Source organism: Cellulomonas humilata (assembly GCF_030814415.1).
Taxonomy (GTDB): domain Bacteria; phylum Actinomycetota; class Actinomycetes; order Actinomycetales; family Cellulomonadaceae; genus Cellulomonas; species Cellulomonas humilata_A.
The window spans coordinates 36215-52953 of the sequence record NZ_JAUSVB010000007.1 but is presented as its reverse complement, the minus strand read 5'-3'; the positions used below and the strand labels follow the sequence as shown (position 1 = coordinate 52953).

Below are 16739 nucleotides of genomic sequence, written 5' to 3'. Positions count from 1 at the left end.
TGCGTGAGCAGACGGTGGGAGGACCTGCTGGAGCAGGTCGCCCGTGAGCGGTATCAGCGCCTGGTCGCGCATGCCACGCTCGTCTCGGCGTCGCCGTCGGATGCCCAGGACCTGGTGCAGGAGTCGTTGATCGCGGCGTTCTCCGGGCGGGCGCGGTTCGGGTCGGTCGAGCAGGCGGAGGCCTACGTGCGTCGGGCGATCGCGTCGCGGGCGATCGACGCGGGTCGGCGCAAGACCCGTGAGGCGCGGCTGATGGCGCGTGCGGCTGCGCAGACGTCGCCGGTGGTCCTGCCGGACGACCGGCTGCCCGGCGCGGACGTGGTCCGGGCGCTCGCGGCACTGAGCCCACGGGAGCGCGCGTGCGTGGTCCTGCGGCAGATGGAGGACCTCTCCGTGGTCGAGACGGCCTCGGCGCTCGGGCTGTCCGAGGGTGCGGTCAAGCGGTACACGTCGGACGGGCTCGCGCGGCTGAACGCGGCGCTGGGGAGCACGGCGGACGTGAGCGAGCGGATCGCGGTGCGGACGCTGGACACGACGGAGGTGCGCCATGAGCGATGAGCTGCACGCCCTGCTCGCCCGGGCGGCCAACGAGATCGAGGGTGCCGCCCCGGCACTGGACGGTGGCCGGCTGGGCCTGGTCCGGTCCGCGGCGCGTCGTCGCCGGATCGTGCGGCACACCGCCGAGTCGTTCGCGGGTGTGGGTGTCGTCGGGGTGCTCGGGGTCGGCCTGTGGTTCGGGCTCGGCCAGGAGACCCCGGAGCCGGTGGTGCCCGTCGTGACCCCCACGGTCGCGCCGACGCCGACGCCGACGCCGACGAGCGCGCCCACGCCCACCGCGACCCCGACGCCCACCGGTCCGCCGACGCGCGCCGAGTCGATCGACGACGCCACCGTGATCGCCCGGCTGAGCGCACCCCGCACCGGTGAGGTCTGGCAGACGCCGGTGCCGGCGCCCGAGCTCGAGGCGGTCTTCGGCGAGTTCTCGAACCCGCACCTCGTCGGCACCCGAGGCGAAGCGTCGATCTACTTCACGACGTACGACCAGCTGGGCACGTGGTACGTCGGCGGTCTGTTCGAGGTCGACGCGCAGGGTGTTCGGCGGATCGCCTGCCCGAGCGCGCGGACGGTCGACCTGTGCGCCGAGGAGGGGGAGAGCTACAGCACGCCGCCGGGCTGGGTGCGGGACGAGGACACCTTCTACGACACGCTCACCCTTCCGGCGTCGATCGACCTGGGCGACGGGTTCACCGTGACGACCACCAACACCGCCCGGACGCCCGCCTTCGGGTTCAGGATGTACGGCGACGCCGACCCGACCATGAAGGATGACTTCGAGCTGCGCGTGCTGCGCGACCTCGGCCCGGTCGACGTGGTCGCACGGGTCACGGACTACTCGTCGGTGCCCGACGTCACGGACCTCACCTACGGCCTGGCGACACCCTTCGGCACCTTCGTGCGACTCGAAGCGAGCGACATCCCGGCGGGGGACTTCGAGGCGATCCGGTGGGACGACGGCATCGTCCGGACGGACACCGGCGACGAGTACCCCACGCAGACCATCGCTCCGGGAGGGCAGTCGTGCCTGTGGACGACGTTCTCGCAGGACGACGCGCACGTGCCCGGCGACTGGCGGCCGGGCGGGACGACGCCGGACGGCCGTCGGGTGTACCTGCCGGTCGCAGGAGGCAACCCGCTCTCGCGCGCGGTGCGGGCGTGGCAGGAGGAGAACTCGTGGACCGTCTCCGAGCTCGGCGGCGACGACCCGGCGGCGGACGAGTGGGGAACTCTGCACGGCGCGGCAGCGGGGTACGCGTACCCGACCGACGACGCCTTCCTCGAGGCGAACGCGTTGTTCGCGCTGAAGGGGCCGGCCGGCACGTGGCTGCTCGGGATGCGGCAGGACGCCGCCAACAACGTCTACGAGTGCGCCTGACCTGCGGAGTCGCTCTCGGTGGCGTCTGACGGTTCGGTCGTGCGCGGCGGAAGTACGTCGGGGACGATGTCCGCCGCCCTGGTCGAGACCCGGTGCAGGACCCACTCGAGCGGCCCGCGCCCGACGGACACCACCCAGAGCCAGCACAGCCCGATCGTCGTGAGGATGAACGCGAGCCACACCCCGACGGTCGCCTGGTAGACGACGCCCTGCCCGAGGGCGGCGATGACGACGATGTGCACGGTGTACGCGGTGAGCGCGAGCGACCCGACGGCCGCCAGCGGCGCGAGGACCCGCGGCCACCGGTCGGCGACGGCGAGGCTCCCGGCGATCACCAGCAGCGCGACCCCGACGTTGCCCACGACCTCGAAGGTGGTCGACGAGTGCGGCTCGGCGATCGCCAGCGCGGCGGGCCAGCCGAACAGGTGCAGCGCGACCCAGGAGCCGCCGTGCCCGAGGATCACGAGCCCGACGCCGGCCAGGGCACCGATGCCGCGCAGCCGCGTGGAGCGCAGGTCGCTGCGACCGATCGCGAGCCCGACCAGCAGGTAGGCCGTCCACACGATCGCCGGGTAGTAGTGGCCGACCGTGATCTCGGCGAGGACGGTCGGTCGCGCGCCCTCGAGGGCGGCGGCGATGGCCTGCCCCAGCGGGGGGCCGAGCACGGCGACGACCCCCGCCGCCGTCAGCAGAGCGGCCCGCGACCAGCGCAGCGCCACGCAGCCCAGCGCGAACAGCAGCCCGTACGTCGGCAGGATCACGACGACCGGCGTCGCCAGGATCACGAGGAGCTCCCCGAGGGCGAACAGCAGCAGCGCCCGGACCAGGATGCGCACGCGCGCCTGCACGAGACGGGTGCCAGTGACGGGATTCGTGCTGCCGGAGAGCAGCGCCAGGGACAGGCCGGCCAGGACGACGAACAGGGCTGCCGGCCGACCGTCCGCCAGCTGCGCGAAGCCGCCCGGAGGGATGGGCCCGTGGTCGTCGGGACCGACGTGCGCGGTCATCATCCCGAGCACGGCGAGCCCCCGGGCGACGTCGATCCCCACGATGCGGCGCATGATCGGATGCTAGCGAGCCGAGCGACCCGCGGGATCTCGCATGTCGAAACGGTTCGTCCCGGTTATTGAACTCTGGGCCTCATCGATGATTACAGTTCGATGTGAACTCCCCGACGCACCCCGACGTGTACACCCACGGACACCACGAGTCCGTGCTGCGCTCGCACCGCTGGCGCACCGCCGAGAACTCCGCGGCCTACCTGCTGCCGGCCCTGGTCCCGGGTACCCGGCTGCTGGACGTGGGCTGCGGCCCGGGCTCGGTGACGATCGACCTGGCGGCCCGCCTCGAGCCCGGTGAGGTCGTCGGCGTCGACACCTCCGCGGCGGTCGTGGAGATCGCGCAGAAGGCGGCGGCGGACGCGGGCGCGGACAACGTGACGTTCCAGGTGGCCGACGCCTACGAGCTCCCGTTCCCCGACGACTCCTTCGACGTCGTGCACGCCCACCAGGTGCTCCAGCACCTCACGGACCCCATCGCGGCGCTGCGGGAGATGCGCCGCGTCACGCGGCCGGGCGGGCTCGTCGCGCTGCGCGACGCCGACTACTCGGGCATGACCTGGTACCCCCAGTCGGACGGCCTGGACGAGTGGCTGGCGCTGTACCACGAGGTCACGCAGGCCAACGGGGCCGACGCGAACGCCGGCCGCAAGCTGCAGTCGTGGGTGCGCGAGGCCGGGTTCGAGGCGGACGGCATCGTGCCCAGCGCCGGCGTCTGGTGCTACGCCACCCCGGAGGACCGCGCCTGGTGGGCGGGGCTGTGGGCGGACCGCTCGGTCGCCTCGAACTTCGCCGCGCAGGCCATCGCGCACGGCCTCGCCGACGAGGTCGGGCTCGAGCTCCTCGCCGACGCGTGGCGCGAGTGGGGCAAGCAGCCCGACGGCTGGTTCGCGGTCCTGCACGGCGAGGTCCTGGCCCGGGCCTGAACTAGGCTGCGCAGGTGCGCATCGCGAGGTTCACCACCGGGGGAGACCCCCGCTACGCCCTGGTCGACGGAGCTCCCGGCTCCGAGGAGCTCGTGGTCATCACCGGCGACCCGCTCTACACACCGGTGCAGCCCACGGGCGAGCAGATCCGTCTCGACGACGACAGCGTCCGCCTGCTGGCGCCGGTCATCCCACGCTCCAAGATCATCGGCGTCGGCCGCAACTACGCCGACCACGCCGCGGAGATGGGCAACGAGCTCCCGCCCGCGCCGCTGCTGTTCCTCAAGCCGAACACCTCGGTGATCGGCCCGGACGACCCGATCGTCCTGCCCGACTGGACCGAGCACGTCGAGCACGAGGCCGAGCTGGCCATCGTCATCGGCAAGGTCACCAAGGACGTCCCGCCCGACCGCGCCCTGGACTACGTGTTCGGGTACACCGTCGCCAACGACGTCACCGCGCGCGACGCCCAGCGGGCCGACGCCCAGTGGACCCGCGCGAAGGGGTTCGACGGCTCGTGCCCGATCGGGCCGTGGATCGTGCCGGGCCTCGACGTCGACGACCTGTACGTCCGCGCCCGCGTCAACGGCGAGACGAAGCAGGACGGCCGCACGTCGCAGATGATCTTCGACGCGGCGTACCTCGTCTCGTACGTGTCCGAGGTGTTCACGCTCCTGCCCGGCGACCTCATCCTCACCGGCACCCCCGCGGGAGTGAGCCCGATCGTGGACCGCGACGTGGTCGAGGTCGAGGTCGAGGACATCGGGGTCCTGCGCAACCCGGTGCTGCGCCGCCACTGACACCCTGGGCACCATCGCCCACCCGAACGAAGGAGAACCGTGAGCTTTGTCGATGTCGCCGTGGAGACCACCCCGATCGACGGCCTGCTCGTCTTCCGCCTGAAGCAGATCGGGGACGAGCGCGGCACCGTGCGGGAGTTCTACCGCGGCTCGGTGTGGGAGGACGACGAGCTCAGGTCCAAGGTCGACGGCCCGTGGGCTCAGGTCAACATCACCGAGAGCAAGCGCGGTGCGATCCGCGGTCTGCACGGCGAGGCCATGAACAAGCTGGTCGGGATCGTCTCCGGGCAGGCGCTGGGCGCCTACCTCGACGCCCGGGAGGGCTCGCCGACGTACGGTGCGGTCCACACGGTGCCGCTGGAGAAGGGCACGCAGGTCTTCGTGCCGAAGGGGGTCTGCAACGGGTTCCAGTCGGTGTCCGACGAGACGCAGTACCTGTACTGCTTCGACACCGAGTGGCGTCCGGGCATGCCCGGCGTCGCCTACAACCCGCTGAGCCCGGACCTCGGCATCGAGTGGCCGGTCCCGGTGGACGTCGACGACCCGGCGCAGGTCTCGGTCAAGGACCGCAGCGCCATGGTCTGGACCAAGGCCTGACGGACCGCCAGTAGCCTGGAGCCTGTGACTTCCTCTGCTGTTCGCGTTCGCTTCTGCCCCTCGCCCACCGGCACCCCGCACGTCGGACTGATCCGGACCGCCCTGTTCAACTGGGCGTACGCGCGCCACACGGGTGGCACGTTCGTCTTCCGCATCGAGGACACGGACGCGGCGCGCGACTCGCAGGAGTCCTACCTCCAGTTGCTCGACGGGCTGCGCTGGCTGGGCCTGGACTGGGACGAGGGCGTCGAGGTCGGCGGTCCGCACGAGCCGTACCGGCAGTCGCAGCGGACGGACCTCTACGCGGACGTCGTGCGTCGGCTGGTCGAGGGCGGGCACGCGTACGAGTCGTTCTCCACACCGGAGGAGATCGAGGCGCGTCACAAGGCGGCAGGCCGGGACCCGAAGCTGGGCTACGACGGCGTCGACCGGGACCTGACCGACGAGCAGAAGGCGGCGTTCCGCGCGGAGGGCCGGGAGCCGGTCCTGCGCCTGCTGATGCCGGAGGACGACCTCACGTTCGCGGACCTGGTGCGCGGCGAGGTGACCTTCAAGGCCGGTTCGGTGCCGGACTTCGTCATCGTGCGCGCCAACGGTCAGCCGCTCTACACGCTGGTCAACCCGGTGGACGACGCCCTGATGGGCATCACGCACGTGCTGCGCGGCGAGGACCTGCTGTCGTCCACCCCCCGGCAGATCGCTCTGTACCGGGCGCTGGCCGCGATCGGCGTCGGCTCGGGCGAGCCCGTGTTCGGGCACCTGCCGTCGGTGCTCGGCGACGGCAACAAGAAGCTCTCCAAGCGCGACCCCGAGTCCAACCTGTTCCTGCACCGGGACAACGGGTTCACGCCCGAGGGTCTGCTCAACTACCTCGCGCTGCTCGGCTGGTCGATCGGCCCGGACCGGGACATCTTCTCGATGGCGGAGATGACGGCCGCGTTCGACGTCGCGGACGTCAACCCGAACCCGGCGCGCTTCGATGTGAAGAAGGCCGAGGCCATCAACTCGGCCCACGTCCGGCTGCTCGCGCCCGGGGACTTCCGCGACCGGCTGGTCCCGTACCTGCACCGTGGAGGAGTGGTCCCGACCGACTCCTACGCAGACCTGTCCGTGGAGCACCGCGCGCTGCTCGACGCGGGCGCCCCGCTGATCCAGGAGCGCATCACGCTCCTGGGCGAGGCGGTCGGCATGCTCGGCTTCCTGTTCGTCGCGGACGACGCCCTCGAGATCGCCGACGACGCCCGCGGCGCGCTGCGCGAGGAGTCCGGGTCCGTCCTCGACGCCGCGGCGACCGCACTGGCGGCCGTCGACGACTTCACCACCGCCGCCACGCAGGAGGCGCTGCAGGCCGCGCTCGTCGACGGCCTCGGCATCAAGCCGAGGTTCGCGTTCACGCCCCTGCGGGTGGCGCTGAGCGGTCGCCGCATCTCGCCGCCGCTGTTCGAGTCCATGGAGATCCTGGGCAAGGAGTCCACGCTCGCGCGGATCGCCGCCCTGCGCGCGTCGCTCTGATGCGCGTCGACGGCGTCCTGTTCGACATCGACGACACCCTCGTCGACACACGTGGTGCGTTCGGCCACGCGCTGTCGGACGTCGCGCGTCGGTACCTGCCGGACCTCCCGCCCGAGCGGCACCCGGAGCTGGTCACGGTCTGGCGGGCCGACGTCGGCGGCCACTACGCGGCGTACACGCGCGGCGAGGTCGGCTTCGTCGAGCAGCGGATGACGCGCGCCAACGAGCTGCACGAGCTGTTCGGCGGACCGACGCTGGACGCCGATGGGTTCGCCGTCTGGGACGAGTCGTTCCAGCAGGCGTTCGCGGACGCATGGGTCGCCCACCCGGACGTCGACGCGGTCCTCGACAAGCTCCTCGCGGCGGGTCTCGCGGTCGGCGCGCTGTCCAACGCGTCGGTCGGGCTCCAGACCACCAAGCTCGAGCGGGTCCGCCTGCTCGACCGCGTGCCGATGCTCGTCGGCGTCGACACGCTCGGCTTCGGCAAGCCGGACCCGCGGGTGTTCGTCGAGGCGTGCCGACGGCTGGGCACCGCGCCCGAGCGCACGGCCTACGTGGGCGACGAGCTCGACGTCGACGCCGTGGCCGCCCGCGCGGCGGGGCTGCTCGGCATCTGGGTCGACCGGCCCGGCGGGCGCCGGCTGCCGCTGACCGACGCCGAGATCGCGGCGGCCGACGTCGTCACGATCGAGTCGTTCGACCAGCTCCCCGGCGTGCTGGGCCTGTGAGGGCTCAGAGCAGCCGCGCCCGGTAGCACTCCGTCCGGTACGGCACGTCGATCCACTCCCGTCCGCGCAGGTCGGGGTGGGTGGTGACGAGCCGGTCGATCTCGTCGAGCAGCGCGTCCCGCTCGTCGGCCGGCAGCAGGATCAGGTGGCTGCGGCTCGCCGCCAGCGTGCGCAGGTCGGCGGCGCGCAGCCGCTGGGCCCAGTGGAAGGTGGCGTGCTCCGGCTCGGTGAACGCGTCCCCGAGCTCCGGGTCGCGGTAGCTGGTCTCCAGGGTGTCCCCGCGGTGCACGATCTCCGTCCACCGCGCCACCCAGTCGGTCTCCTGGTCCCGCACGTTCCAGATCGCGGCGACCTGCCCGCCGGGGCGCAGGATGCGGGCGAGCTCGGCGGAGGCCGCCGGCGGGTCGACCCAGTGCCACGCCTGCGCGATGGTCACGGCGTCCACCGAGGCGTCGGGCAGGCCCGTCCGCTCGGCGGTGCCGGGGAACGCCTCCACGGCCGGCAGGACGGCGGTCAGCTCGGCCCGCATCGCGTCCGACGGCTCCACGGCGACCACGTGCCAGCCGAGCGCGACGAGGCGCTCGGTGAGCTTGCCCGTCCCGGCGGCCAGGTCGAGGACGTCGCGCGCCTCCGCGGGCACCGACCATCGGACGGCGTCGTCGGGATAGCTCGGCCGGGTGGCCTGGTAGACGGCCGCCGCGCGGTCGAACGAGGCGGCGCGGTCGTCACGGTCGTCGGTGCTCATGGCATCGATCGTGCCGCGGACCGGCCCGTCACGCCTCAGGCAGCGGGTCCAGGTACTCCAGGGCCGCCTGGTGCAGCTTCCCGTTGGACACCAGCGCCGACCCGCCGAACGGGCCCGGCACCCCCCGGATCGACGTGAACATGCCGCCGGCCTCCGTGACGATGGGCACCAGGGCCGCCATGTCGTGCAGCGCCAGCTCGGGCTCCGCGGACAGGTCGACGGCGCCCTCCGCGACCAGCACGTGCGACCAGAAGTCGCCGTAGGCCCGGGTGCGCCACGTGCGTCGCGACAGGTCGAGGAAGGCGTCCAGCTGCCCCCGCTCCTCCCAGCCGCCCAGCGACGAGTACGACAGCGAGGCGTCCTCGAGGCGGTCGACCCCGGAGACGTGCAGCTGGCTCGCGGCCGCGAGCGACTTGCCCGTCCACGCGCCCGAGCCCTGCGCGGCCCACCACCGGCGGCCGAGCGCGGGGGCGCTGACCACGCCCACCACCACCTGGTCGCCGTCCAGCAGCCCGATGAGCGTGGCCCAGACGGGCACCCCGCGGACGAAGTTCTTGGTGCCGTCGATCGGGTCGATGATCCAGCGCCGCGGCCCGTGGCCGGTGTCGCCCATCTCCTCGCCGTGCACCGCGTCGCGCGGCCGTGCCCGGGACAGCTGACCGCGCACGATCTCCTCGGCCGTCTTGTCGGCGTCGGACACGGGGGAGAGGTCGGGCTTGGTCTCCACGCGCAGGTCCTGCGCCTTGAACCGGGACATGGTCAACCCGTCGACCTGGTCCGCGATCACGTGGGCGAGGCGCAGGTCGTCGTCGTACCCGGGGCGCAGGCTCATGCCCGACACCGTAGTGGGTCGAGTTCGCACGTCAGGGACGTGCGGGCTCCCGGTTGTCCGGTTCGCCGCTGCCGAGCCGGCTCGCCAGCAGCCGGCGGAAGGACTCGATCCGGGCCGCCCGGGCCGCCCGGGTCACGTCGTCGGGGGAGGCCTCGACCCACTCGTCCAGCGCGCAGTCGGGGGCGTCGTCGGCGTGCGTGCAGCCGCGCGGGCACTCCTCCGCGACCGCGGCGAGGTCGGCGAACGCGCCCAGCAGGTGCTGCGGGTCGACGTGCGCGAGCCCGAACGACCGCACACCCGGGGTGTCGATGACCCAGGTGGGCTTCGAGGTGCCCGGCACGCGCAGGGCCACGGCGGAGCTGGACGTGTGCCGCCCGCGACCTGTCACGTCGTTGACGATGCCGACGGCCCGATACGTGCCGGGAACGAGCGCGTTCACCAGCGTCGACTTGCCGACACCGGAGTGGCCGACGAGCACCGAGGTCTTGCCCTCCAGGGCGGCCCGCACGTCGTCCAAGCCGTGGATGATCTTGCCCCCGACGGACGACTGCGCGCTCGTGACCACGACCTCGACGCCGATCGGGGCGTACATCCCGACCAGCTCGGCGGGGTCCGCCAGGTCGGCCTTGGTCAGCGCGAGCAGCGCGTCCATGCGGGCGTCGTAGGCGGCGGCGACGCACCGGTCGATCATGCGGGTGCGGGGTTCGGGGTCCGCCAGGGCGGTCACGATCACCAGCTGGTCGGCGTTCGCGACGATGATCCGCTCGATCGGGTCGGTGTCGTCGGCCGTCCGCCGCAGCACGGTGCGGCGCTCGCCGATCCGCACGATGCGGGACAGCGAGCCCTCGTCGCCGGACGTGTCGCCGACGATGTCCACGCGGTCGCCCGGCACCACGCGGTCGCGGCCCAGCTCGCGGGCCTTCATCGCGATAGCGACGCGCTCGTCGGGTCCGTCGGGGTCGACGAGGATCGCGTAGCGACCGCGGTCCACCGCCGTGACCAGCGCGGTCTCGGCGTCGGCGTGCTCGGGACGCTGCTTGGTCCGGGGGCGCGAGCCACGACCAGGACGGATACGGACGTCCCGCTCGTCGTAGCGCCGGGTCCCCATCAGGCCAGCACGGCCGATCCGGTCAGCATGCCGCCCCAGAGCCCCACGAAGTCCGGGATCGTCTTGGCGGTCGTCGCGACGTCCTCCACCTCGACGCCCGGCACCCGGAGGCCGACGAGCGCGCCCGCGGTGGCCATCCGGTGGTCCTCGTACGTGTGCCAGGTGCCGCCGGTCAGCGGTCGCGGCGTGATGACGAGCCCGTCCGACGTCTGCTCCGCCTGCCCGCCGAGCCGCGTGATCTCGGCAGCGAGGGCGGCGAGCCGGTCGGTCTCGTGTCCGCGCAGGTGGGCGATGCCGCGCAGCCGGGTGGGGGAGTCCGCCAGGGCGGCCAGCGCGGCGATGGTCGGCGCGATCTCCCCTGCGGCGTGCAGGTCGAGGTCGACCCCGCGGATCGCACCGGTCGCCGTCACGCTCAGCACGTCGCCGTCCAGGCGTGTGGTGGCGCCCATGCGCTCCAGGATCCCGGGCAGGAGGCCCCCGGGCTGCGTCGTGGACGTGGGCCAGCCCGGCACCCTCACGGTGCCGCCGGCGACCAGCGCCGCGCACAGGAACGGCGCCGCGTTCGACAGGTCCGGCTCGACGCGCACGTCGCGCCCGGCGATCCGCCCCGGGCTGACCTGCCAGATCGCGGGCCGGGAGTCGTCGACCGCGACGCCCGACTCGCGCAGCAGCGCGACGGTCATCTCGATGTGGGGCAGGCTCGGCAGCGTCCGGCCGGTGTGCCGCAGGGTCAGCCCCTGCTCGAACCGGGCGGCGGCGAGCAGCAGGCCGGAGACGAACTGGCTGGACGCCGAGGCGTCGACGTCGACCTGGCCGCCGCGCACGGACCCGCGACCGTGCACCGTGAACGGAAGGTGACCGGGCTCGCCGTGCTCCTCGACGCGCACGCCCAGCGTGCGCAGCGCGGTGAGCACCGGACCCATCGGCCGGGCCAGGGCGGCGTCGTCACCGTCGAACCGGACCGGCCCGTCGGCGATCGCGGCGACGGCCGGCAGGAAGCGCATGACGGTCCCCGCGAGGCCGCACTGGATGCTCGCCGCACCCTGCACCGGCCCCGGCGTGACCACCCAGTCGGCGCCGTCCTCGTCGATCCGCGCGCCCAGGCTGGTCAGCGCGTCCTGCATCAGGAGGGTGTCGCGGGACCGCAGCGCGCCGCGCAGGCGACCCGGTGCGTCCGCGAGCGCGGCCAGGACGAGGTACCGGTTGGTCAGGGACTTCGATCCGGGCACGTCCACAGATGCGTCGAGCGGGCCACCGGCGAGCGGTGCGGTCCAGAGATCCATGGCACCCAGGCTATCGGGGGTGCCGACGGAGCCTGGTGGACGTCTCAGGCTCGGTCAGTCGGTGGACTTCGCCGCGGCGTGGTCGGAGCGCGCCTTCTGCACGCGCCAGCTGATCCCGGGGCGCCCCTCGAGGTCGACCCCGGCGATGAGGGCACCGCCCGTGAACGCCAGCGCGCGCACGAACCGGTCGCGACGGGCCCGGCGCAGGACCGGGTCCTCGCCCTTGACGCGCTTGAACGGCAGGTTCAGCACGATCAGGGGCGCCGTCAGGACCGCCAGGGCGAGCGCGGCCGTGCGCGGTGCCTTGCCGACGGCGAGCAGCACCCCCGCCCCCGCCAGCGCGACACCGTGCACCTGGACGATCGTGGTCAGCTGGCGGTCGCTGAGCTCGTAGCCCAGCGCCTCACCGGCCGGCCCCTCGCGGACGGGCTCGGGCAGCCGGGCGCGCAGCGTGGTCAGGGCGCCGCGGGCGTCGGCGGCGTGCGCGGCGGGGTGCCGGACGACATCGAGACCCTCGGTGACGAACCACGAGGCGAACAGGGGACGTGCGAGACGACGCAGCAGCACGGCAGCTCCTCCTACAGGGCGCCACCGGCGGCGGAGGGTGCGTCGGCGGACTCGCCACCGTCACCGATCTGCTCGCGGGCGACGTAGTTCTCGAGGTCGAACAGGTTGTCGCCGGCACGCGTGGCGACGGTGAGCAGCGTGGTCGCCGACGCGACCTCCTCGACCTGCTCCTTGAGGAACCAGAGCAGGAACTGCTCGCCCAGGGCGTCACCCTCCGCGCGGGCCGCGGCGAAGATGGCCTCGATCTGCGTGGTGACCTGCTTCTCCTGCTGCAGGGCCAGGCCGATCGGCTCGGTGACCTGGGTGAAGTCGTTGCGCACCGCGCTGCCGCCGGGGATGGCGACGGGCAGGTCCCGGTCGAGCAGGTACTGCACGATCATCAGCGCGTGGTTGCGCTCCTCGATCGCCTGCCGGTAGTAGTGCCGTGCCAGCTGGGGGAGGTCCTGCCCGTCGAACCACACGGCGATCGCCACGTACTGCTGGTGGGCGTCGAACTCGTGGCCGATCTGCTCGCGGAGCAGGCGCAGGAACGTGGACTCGTCGGCAGTGCTCGTCATGCCGCCAACCTAGTGCTGTCCCCTGGGGTTCAGCACGAGGGAATGGCTCGCGCGCTCGCGCCGTTGTGCCCACCATGAGCTGCACCACCGAGGCGCGACCCGCCACGACGTCCGTGACGGGCTGGGCCATCGGTATCCCCGTGGACACTCTTCCGGCTCTGGCACCCGCGCAGATGCAGTCTGCCGCGATCGATGTGGCGTGGCCCACGCCGGTCGGTGGTCCTCAGCCTGCGGGACTAGGCTCGACCGCGATGAGCGAGGACACGAACCGCGCGCCTGAGACCGAGGACGACGCGGCACGGACCGAGAGGTTCGAGGCGGAGGCGCTGGTCTACCTGGACCAGCTGTACGGCGCTGCCCTGCGCATGACGCGCAACCCGGCAGACGCCGAGGACCTGGTGCAGGAGACGTTCGCCAAGGCGTTCGCCGCGTTCCACCAGTACCGCCCGGGCACCAACCTCAAGGCGTGGCTGTACCGGATCCTGACCAACACGTACATCAACTCGTACCGCAAGAAGCAGCGCGAGCCTCAGCAGTCCCGGTCCGAGGAGATCGAGGACTGGCAGCTGGCCCGCGCCGAGTCGCACACGTCGAGGGGCCTGCGGTCTGCCGAGGCCGAGGCGCTCGACCACCTCCCGGACTCCGACATCAAGGACGCGCTGCAGCGTCTGCCGGAGGAGTTCCGGATCGCGGTGTACCTCGCCGACGTCGAGGGCTTCGCGTACAAGGAGATCGCCGAGATCATGGGGACGCCGATCGGGACGGTGATGTCCCGCCTGCACCGCGGCCGCGCACAGCTGCGCGAGCTGCTGTCGGACTACGCGCGGGGGCGTGGTCTGGTCGGGGTGGCCCCCACCGCACCGGAGGGCGAACGATGAGTGACCTGCACGACGCAGACCCGCTGACCCCTGCCGCCGGCAACTGCGGCAACAACTGCGCCGACGCGCTGGACCGGTTGTGGGAGTACCTGGACGCCGAGCTGGGCGCGGTCGACGCCGCGACGGTCCGGGCGCACCTGTCCGAGTGCCAGGGCTGCCTCGAGGAGTACGACGTCGACGTCGTCGTGAAGACCCTCGTGCGCCGGGGCTGCCAGGAGGCGGCACCGGACGGTCTGCGGCTGAAGATCCACGAGCAGCTGACGGTCATGCGGGTGACGCGGGACTGAACGAGTGACGAAGGCCCGGTGCAGCAGCTGCTGCTCCGGGCCTTCTGACTACCTGTCTCCGAACGCTCAGGCGTTGGGACGGTTGCCGTGGTTCGCTGCACTGCCCTTGCGGGAGCGGCGCTTGCGGCCTCGCTTGCTCATGGGATCTTCCTTCGTCGACGTACGGGGGTCGGCGCCCGTGCTACTCGCCGGACTCGCTCCATGGTCCCACATATCGCGTGCCCTCAAGTGCGGGGCCTCGTCGTCCGATATCCAGTGCGTGAGCCAGCCGACACAGTCCGTGATCCCGTTCCTGCACGCCCTCGCGAGCACGGGCGGCTCCGACCTGCACTGCAAGGTCGGGTCCGCGCCCCGCGTGCGTGTCGACGGGCGGCTGCGCAAGCTGCAGGTGCCCGACCTCAAGCCCGCGGACACCGAGCGGATGCTCGAGGAGGTCCTGCCCGACGACCTGGTCGACAAGTTCCGGGAGCACCACGAGGCGGACTTCGCCTACTCGGTCTCCGGCGTCGGCCGGTTCCGCGTCAACGCCTACCAGGCGCGCGGCACGTACGGCATGGTGTTCCGCCGGGTCGCTGTCGGCGCCCAGGCGCTCGCCGAGCTGGCGCTGCCCGAGGTCATCGGTGAGCTGGCCCTGGAGCCCCGCGGGCTGGTCCTGGTGACCGGGCCCACCGGGTCGGGCAAGACGACGACGCTGGCGTCGATGGTCGACCTCATCAACACGCTGCGCGAGGTCAACATCGTCACCATCGAGGACCCGATCGAGATCCTGCACCAGGACAAGAAGTCGATCGTGTCCCAGCGCGAGGTCCGCCAGGACACCGCCGACTTCACGGTCGCGCTGCGTGCCGCGATGCGCCAGGACCCCGACGTGATCCTCGTCGGCGAGATGCGTGACGTCGAGACCGTGCGTGCGGCGCTGTCCGCCGCCGAGACCGGCCACCTCGTGCTGTCGACGCTGCACACCATCGACGCGGCCGAGACGATCAACCGCATCATCGATTTCTTCCCGCCGCACGAGCAGAAGCAGGTCCGCATCGCGCTCGCGCAGGCGCTGCGCGGCATCGTGTCGCAGCGCCTTGTCCGCCTGGCCAACGGCACCGGCCGGCGGCCCGCGATCGAGGTCATGATCAACACGGGCCGGACGCGCGAGGCGATCCTGGACCCGGAGGACGCCCCGCCCCTGATCGACCTGATCAAGGAGGGCGACTTCTACAAGATGCAGACGTTCGACCAGCACCTGTTCCAGCTGGTCCGCGACGACGTCATCACGTACGAGGAGGCGCTCTCCGCCTCGACCAGCCCGCACGACCTCACGGTCGAGCTGCGGCAGGCCGGCCTCGTGTCCTGAACCCTCCCGAGAAGAGCCCGTGACCACGTCGGTCACGGGCTCTTCTTGTGTTCCTGAACGCGATATGACGCGAGTAGTTGCATCTCCGTAGAACGCGATATAACGTGTCTGGCGGAACGAGATATATCGCGAATGGGAGAGCATCATGGCAAGCGAGTCCTGGGTCGTCGCCGGCCCGCAGATCATCGAGATCGAGGCGATCACCAGCCTGCGCGTCCAGCTCGCCGGTGGCCGCGTCGACGTCGTCGCGCACGACGGACCCGGTGCACGGATCGAGGTGCACGCGGTCGACGGCCGGCCGCTGGAGGTCAGCCTGTCGGGGGACGGAGAGCTCCGGGTCGGCTACCAGTTCACTCTGGGTGGCTGGGACGGCTTCCTGGAGAAGTTCCGGAACTTCAGCGGCAAGGACCGGGCCGACGTGCACATCGCCGTCCCGCGGGAGGTGCACGCCAAGGTGGGCACGGTGTCGGCCGACGGGCTGCTGGCGGGGATCGAGCAGGACGCGTCGGTGTCCACGGTGTCCGGCACGCTCATCACCGACGGCACCCGCGGCCGGCTGAGCGCCAACACGGTGTCCGGCGAGATCGTGGTCCGCGACCACCGTGGCGACCTCAAGCTCAACTCGGTCTCCGGTGAGCTCGCCGCGTCGGGGGAGCTCAGCCTGGTGCAGGCCAACTCCGTCTCGGGATCGCTGACCTTCGACGTGACGTCCGGGACGTCGAGCCTGACCGCGACGACCGTCTCCGGCGACGTCACGGTCCGGCTGCCCGAGGGCAAGGGCGTGCAGGTCAAGGGGCAGTCGGTGTCGGGGCGTCTGGTCGTCGACGGCGAGGAGTACAAGGGCACGACGCCGGGGCACCGCAAGGTCGACCTGCGGACCGGTGACGGCGCGTGCTTCGTGTCGGCCAGCACGGTGTCCGGGCACCTGACGGTGCTGCGCGGTGCAGGGACCGGGGTCGCGTGATGATGGCACCCGTCTTCGCGCACGGACAGCTGCGCCTCTACCTGCTGTCGCTGCTGGAGGGTGGCCCCAAGCACGGCTACGAGCTCATCACCGCGCTGTCGGACCGGTTCGGTGGCACGTACCGACCGAGCCCGGGCACGGTCTACCCCCGTCTGGCGCGGCTCGAGGAGGAAGGGCTGGTGCAGCGGGTCGACGAGGAGCGCAAGAGCACGTACGCGCTCACGGAGGCCGGCTACGCCGAGCTCGAGGCGCGCCGGGCCGAGCTCGGCCACCTCGAGGAGGGCATCGCGGAGTCCGTCCGGGAACGTGCCGCGCAGGTGCGCGAGGACGTCCGCGGGTCCATGCGCGGGCTGCGCGCCGATCTCGCCGCGGCGGCCCAGCAGGCCCGTGCGTCCGCGGTCCCGCACGCCACGCAGGTGCCGGACGACCCGCGGCTGGCGTCGCACGTGCGGTACATGGACGCCGAGGCCATGATCCACCGGTTCCGCGACGAGATCCGGGCGGACCTGCGTCGGGCCGACGCCGGCGGGAAGGTCGAGCAGCTCACGCTCGACACGCTGCGGACCGTCCTGGACTCGGCGCTCACCGCGGTGCGCGGCACCCTGCGATGACGAGC

Annotated in this window: 20 protein-coding genes; 12 read left to right on the top strand and 8 right to left on the bottom strand. The window is 72.3% G+C overall.

All coding sequences use genetic code 11. The features are described from left to right. The first annotated feature begins 3 nt into the window (after positions 1 to 3). Positions 4 to 558 carry an RNA polymerase sigma factor gene (locus J2X26_RS20755; protein WP_307494615.1) on the top strand — a complete coding sequence of 185 codons (555 nt, stop codon included), beginning with the start codon at positions 4 to 6 and terminating at the stop codon, positions 556 to 558. Beyond that, positions 548 to 1933: a hypothetical protein gene (locus J2X26_RS20750; RefSeq protein ID WP_307494614.1), complete on the top strand. Its 1386-nt coding sequence runs from the start codon at positions 548 to 550 to the stop codon at positions 1931 to 1933. The genes J2X26_RS20755 and J2X26_RS20750 overlap by 11 nt, the downstream gene beginning before the upstream one ends. Here J2X26_RS20750 and J2X26_RS20745 read toward each other — a convergent pair. Further along, positions 1918 to 2994 (bottom strand): heparan-alpha-glucosaminide N-acetyltransferase domain-containing protein, encoded by a 1077-nt coding sequence (locus tag J2X26_RS20745; RefSeq protein ID WP_307494613.1) that lies wholly within the window; start codon positions 2992 to 2994, stop codon positions 1918 to 1920. The genes J2X26_RS20750 and J2X26_RS20745 overlap by 16 nt on opposite strands. A 101-nt stretch (positions 2995 to 3095) precedes the next feature. Between J2X26_RS20745 and J2X26_RS20740 the strand changes: the two genes are divergently transcribed. From J2X26_RS20740 to J2X26_RS20720, 5 genes are read left to right on the top strand one after another with little or no spacing between them, the layout of a single operon-like run. After that, a complete protein-coding gene (locus J2X26_RS20740; RefSeq protein ID WP_307494612.1) occupies positions 3096 to 3917 on the top strand; it encodes a methyltransferase domain-containing protein in 822 nt (273 codons plus the stop codon). A gap of 14 nt (positions 3918 to 3931) precedes the next feature. Next, the gene (locus tag J2X26_RS20735) at positions 3932 to 4717 is read left to right on the top strand and encodes a fumarylacetoacetate hydrolase family protein (RefSeq protein WP_307494611.1); all 786 of its coding nucleotides are present in this window, start codon (positions 3932 to 3934) and stop codon (positions 4715 to 4717) included. 39 nt (positions 4718 to 4756) lie between these two features. Next, positions 4757 to 5314, top strand: a complete 558-nt coding sequence (locus tag J2X26_RS20730; RefSeq protein WP_307494610.1) for a dTDP-4-dehydrorhamnose 3,5-epimerase family protein — start codon at positions 4757 to 4759, stop codon at positions 5312 to 5314. Positions 5315 to 5338: 24 nt separating this feature from the next. After that, on the top strand, positions 5339 to 6826 hold the full coding sequence (gene gltX, locus J2X26_RS20725) for a glutamate--tRNA ligase (RefSeq protein WP_307494609.1): 1488 nt from the start codon (positions 5339 to 5341) through the stop codon (positions 6824 to 6826). Continuing rightward, positions 6826 to 7554 (top strand): HAD family hydrolase, encoded by a 729-nt coding sequence (locus J2X26_RS20720; RefSeq protein WP_307494608.1) that lies wholly within the window; start codon positions 6826 to 6828, stop codon positions 7552 to 7554. Before gltX ends, J2X26_RS20720 begins: the two co-directional genes overlap by 1 nt. Before the next feature lie 4 nt (positions 7555 to 7558). On the opposite strand, the gene J2X26_RS20715 is transcribed toward J2X26_RS20720, so the two are convergent. The 6 genes from J2X26_RS20715 to J2X26_RS20690 are packed head-to-tail and all read right to left on the bottom strand — an operon-like array spanning position 7559 to position 12646. Next, positions 7559 to 8299, bottom strand: coding sequence for a class I SAM-dependent methyltransferase (locus J2X26_RS20715; protein WP_307494607.1), 741 nt, complete (start codon positions 8297 to 8299; stop codon positions 7559 to 7561). A gap of 28 nt (positions 8300 to 8327) precedes the next feature. Then, positions 8328 to 9131 (bottom strand): histidinol-phosphatase, encoded by an 804-nt coding sequence (gene hisN / locus J2X26_RS20710; protein ID WP_307494606.1) that lies wholly within the window; start codon positions 9129 to 9131, stop codon positions 8328 to 8330. Positions 9132 to 9162: 31 nt separating this feature from the next. After that, the gene (gene rsgA, locus J2X26_RS20705) at positions 9163 to 10239 is read right to left on the bottom strand and encodes a ribosome small subunit-dependent GTPase A (RefSeq protein WP_307494605.1); all 1077 of its coding nucleotides are present in this window, start codon (positions 10237 to 10239) and stop codon (positions 9163 to 9165) included. Next, positions 10239 to 11522: a 3-phosphoshikimate 1-carboxyvinyltransferase gene (aroA, locus tag J2X26_RS20700; RefSeq protein ID WP_307494604.1), complete on the bottom strand. Its 1284-nt coding sequence runs from the start codon at positions 11520 to 11522 to the stop codon at positions 10239 to 10241. The genes rsgA and aroA overlap by 1 nt, the downstream gene beginning before the upstream one ends. Before the next feature lie 54 nt (positions 11523 to 11576). Next, positions 11577 to 12089 carry a DoxX family protein gene (locus J2X26_RS20695; protein ID WP_307494603.1) on the bottom strand — a complete coding sequence of 171 codons (513 nt, stop codon included), beginning with the start codon at positions 12087 to 12089 and terminating at the stop codon, positions 11577 to 11579. A gap of 11 nt (positions 12090 to 12100) precedes the next feature. Further along, the gene (locus tag J2X26_RS20690) at positions 12101 to 12646 is read right to left on the bottom strand and encodes a ferritin (protein ID WP_307494602.1); all 546 of its coding nucleotides are present in this window, start codon (positions 12644 to 12646) and stop codon (positions 12101 to 12103) included. A 173-nt stretch (positions 12647 to 12819) separates the two neighbouring features. On the opposite strand from J2X26_RS20690, the gene J2X26_RS20685 reads away from it, so the two are divergent. Together J2X26_RS20685 and rsrA are read left to right on the top strand one after the other, a co-directional pair. Further along, a complete protein-coding gene (locus J2X26_RS20685; protein WP_307494718.1) occupies positions 12820 to 13524 on the top strand; it encodes a sigma-70 family RNA polymerase sigma factor in 705 nt (234 codons plus the stop codon). Further along, positions 13521 to 13811 carry a mycothiol system anti-sigma-R factor gene (rsrA, locus tag J2X26_RS20680; RefSeq protein WP_307494601.1) on the top strand — a complete coding sequence of 97 codons (291 nt, stop codon included), beginning with the start codon at positions 13521 to 13523 and terminating at the stop codon, positions 13809 to 13811. Before J2X26_RS20685 ends, rsrA begins: the two co-directional genes overlap by 4 nt. Before the next feature lie 66 nt (positions 13812 to 13877). On the opposite strand, the gene J2X26_RS21710 is transcribed toward rsrA, so the two are convergent. Beyond that, complete coding sequence (locus J2X26_RS21710) at positions 13878 to 13952, bottom strand: 50S ribosomal protein bL37 (protein WP_155859599.1); 75 nt, start codon at positions 13950 to 13952, stop codon at positions 13878 to 13880. A 118-nt stretch (positions 13953 to 14070) separates the two neighbouring features. Between J2X26_RS21710 and J2X26_RS20675 the strand changes: the two genes are divergently transcribed. From J2X26_RS20675 to J2X26_RS20665, 3 genes are all read left to right on the top strand, one after another. After that, complete coding sequence (locus J2X26_RS20675) at positions 14071 to 15159, top strand: type IV pilus twitching motility protein PilT (protein ID WP_307494600.1); 1089 nt, start codon at positions 14071 to 14073, stop codon at positions 15157 to 15159. Positions 15160 to 15304: 145 nt separating this feature from the next. Then, positions 15305 to 16123: a DUF4097 family beta strand repeat-containing protein gene (locus J2X26_RS20670; protein WP_307494599.1), complete on the top strand. Its 819-nt coding sequence runs from the start codon at positions 15305 to 15307 to the stop codon at positions 16121 to 16123. Further along, positions 16123 to 16734 carry a PadR family transcriptional regulator gene (locus tag J2X26_RS20665; RefSeq protein ID WP_307494598.1) on the top strand — a complete coding sequence of 204 codons (612 nt, stop codon included), beginning with the start codon at positions 16123 to 16125 and terminating at the stop codon, positions 16732 to 16734. Before J2X26_RS20670 ends, J2X26_RS20665 begins: the two co-directional genes overlap by 1 nt. The last annotated feature ends 5 nt before the right edge of the window (positions 16735 to 16739 follow it).

Coding starts and splice junctions, on each gene's coding strand:
- J2X26_RS20665 (WP_307494598.1), top strand. CDS start 16,123: ATGATGGCACCCGTCTTCGCGCACGGACAGCTGCGCCTCTACCTGCTG.
- J2X26_RS20720 (WP_307494608.1), top strand. CDS start 6,826: ATGCGCGTCGACGGCGTCCTGTTCGACATCGACGACACCCTCGTCGAC.
- hisN (WP_307494606.1), bottom strand. CDS start 9,131: ATGAGCCTGCGCCCCGGGTACGACGACGACCTGCGCCTCGCCCACGTG.
- rsrA (WP_307494601.1), top strand. CDS start 13,521: ATGAGTGACCTGCACGACGCAGACCCGCTGACCCCTGCCGCCGGCAAC.
- J2X26_RS20715 (WP_307494607.1), bottom strand. CDS start 8,299: ATGAGCACCGACGACCGTGACGACCGCGCCGCCTCGTTCGACCGCGCG.
- J2X26_RS20690 (WP_307494602.1), bottom strand. CDS start 12,646: ATGACGAGCACTGCCGACGAGTCCACGTTCCTGCGCCTGCTCCGCGAG.
- J2X26_RS20750 (WP_307494614.1), top strand. CDS start 548: ATGAGCGATGAGCTGCACGCCCTGCTCGCCCGGGCGGCCAACGAGATC.
- J2X26_RS20670 (WP_307494599.1), top strand. CDS start 15,305: ATGGCAAGCGAGTCCTGGGTCGTCGCCGGCCCGCAGATCATCGAGATC.
- J2X26_RS20685 (WP_307494718.1), top strand. CDS start 12,820: ATGCAGTCTGCCGCGATCGATGTGGCGTGGCCCACGCCGGTCGGTGGT.
- aroA (WP_307494604.1), bottom strand. CDS start 11,522: ATGGATCTCTGGACCGCACCGCTCGCCGGTGGCCCGCTCGACGCATCT.
- rsgA (WP_307494605.1), bottom strand. CDS start 10,239: ATGGGGACCCGGCGCTACGACGAGCGGGACGTCCGTATCCGTCCTGGT.
- J2X26_RS20745 (WP_307494613.1), bottom strand. CDS start 2,994: ATGCGCCGCATCGTGGGGATCGACGTCGCCCGGGGGCTCGCCGTGCTC.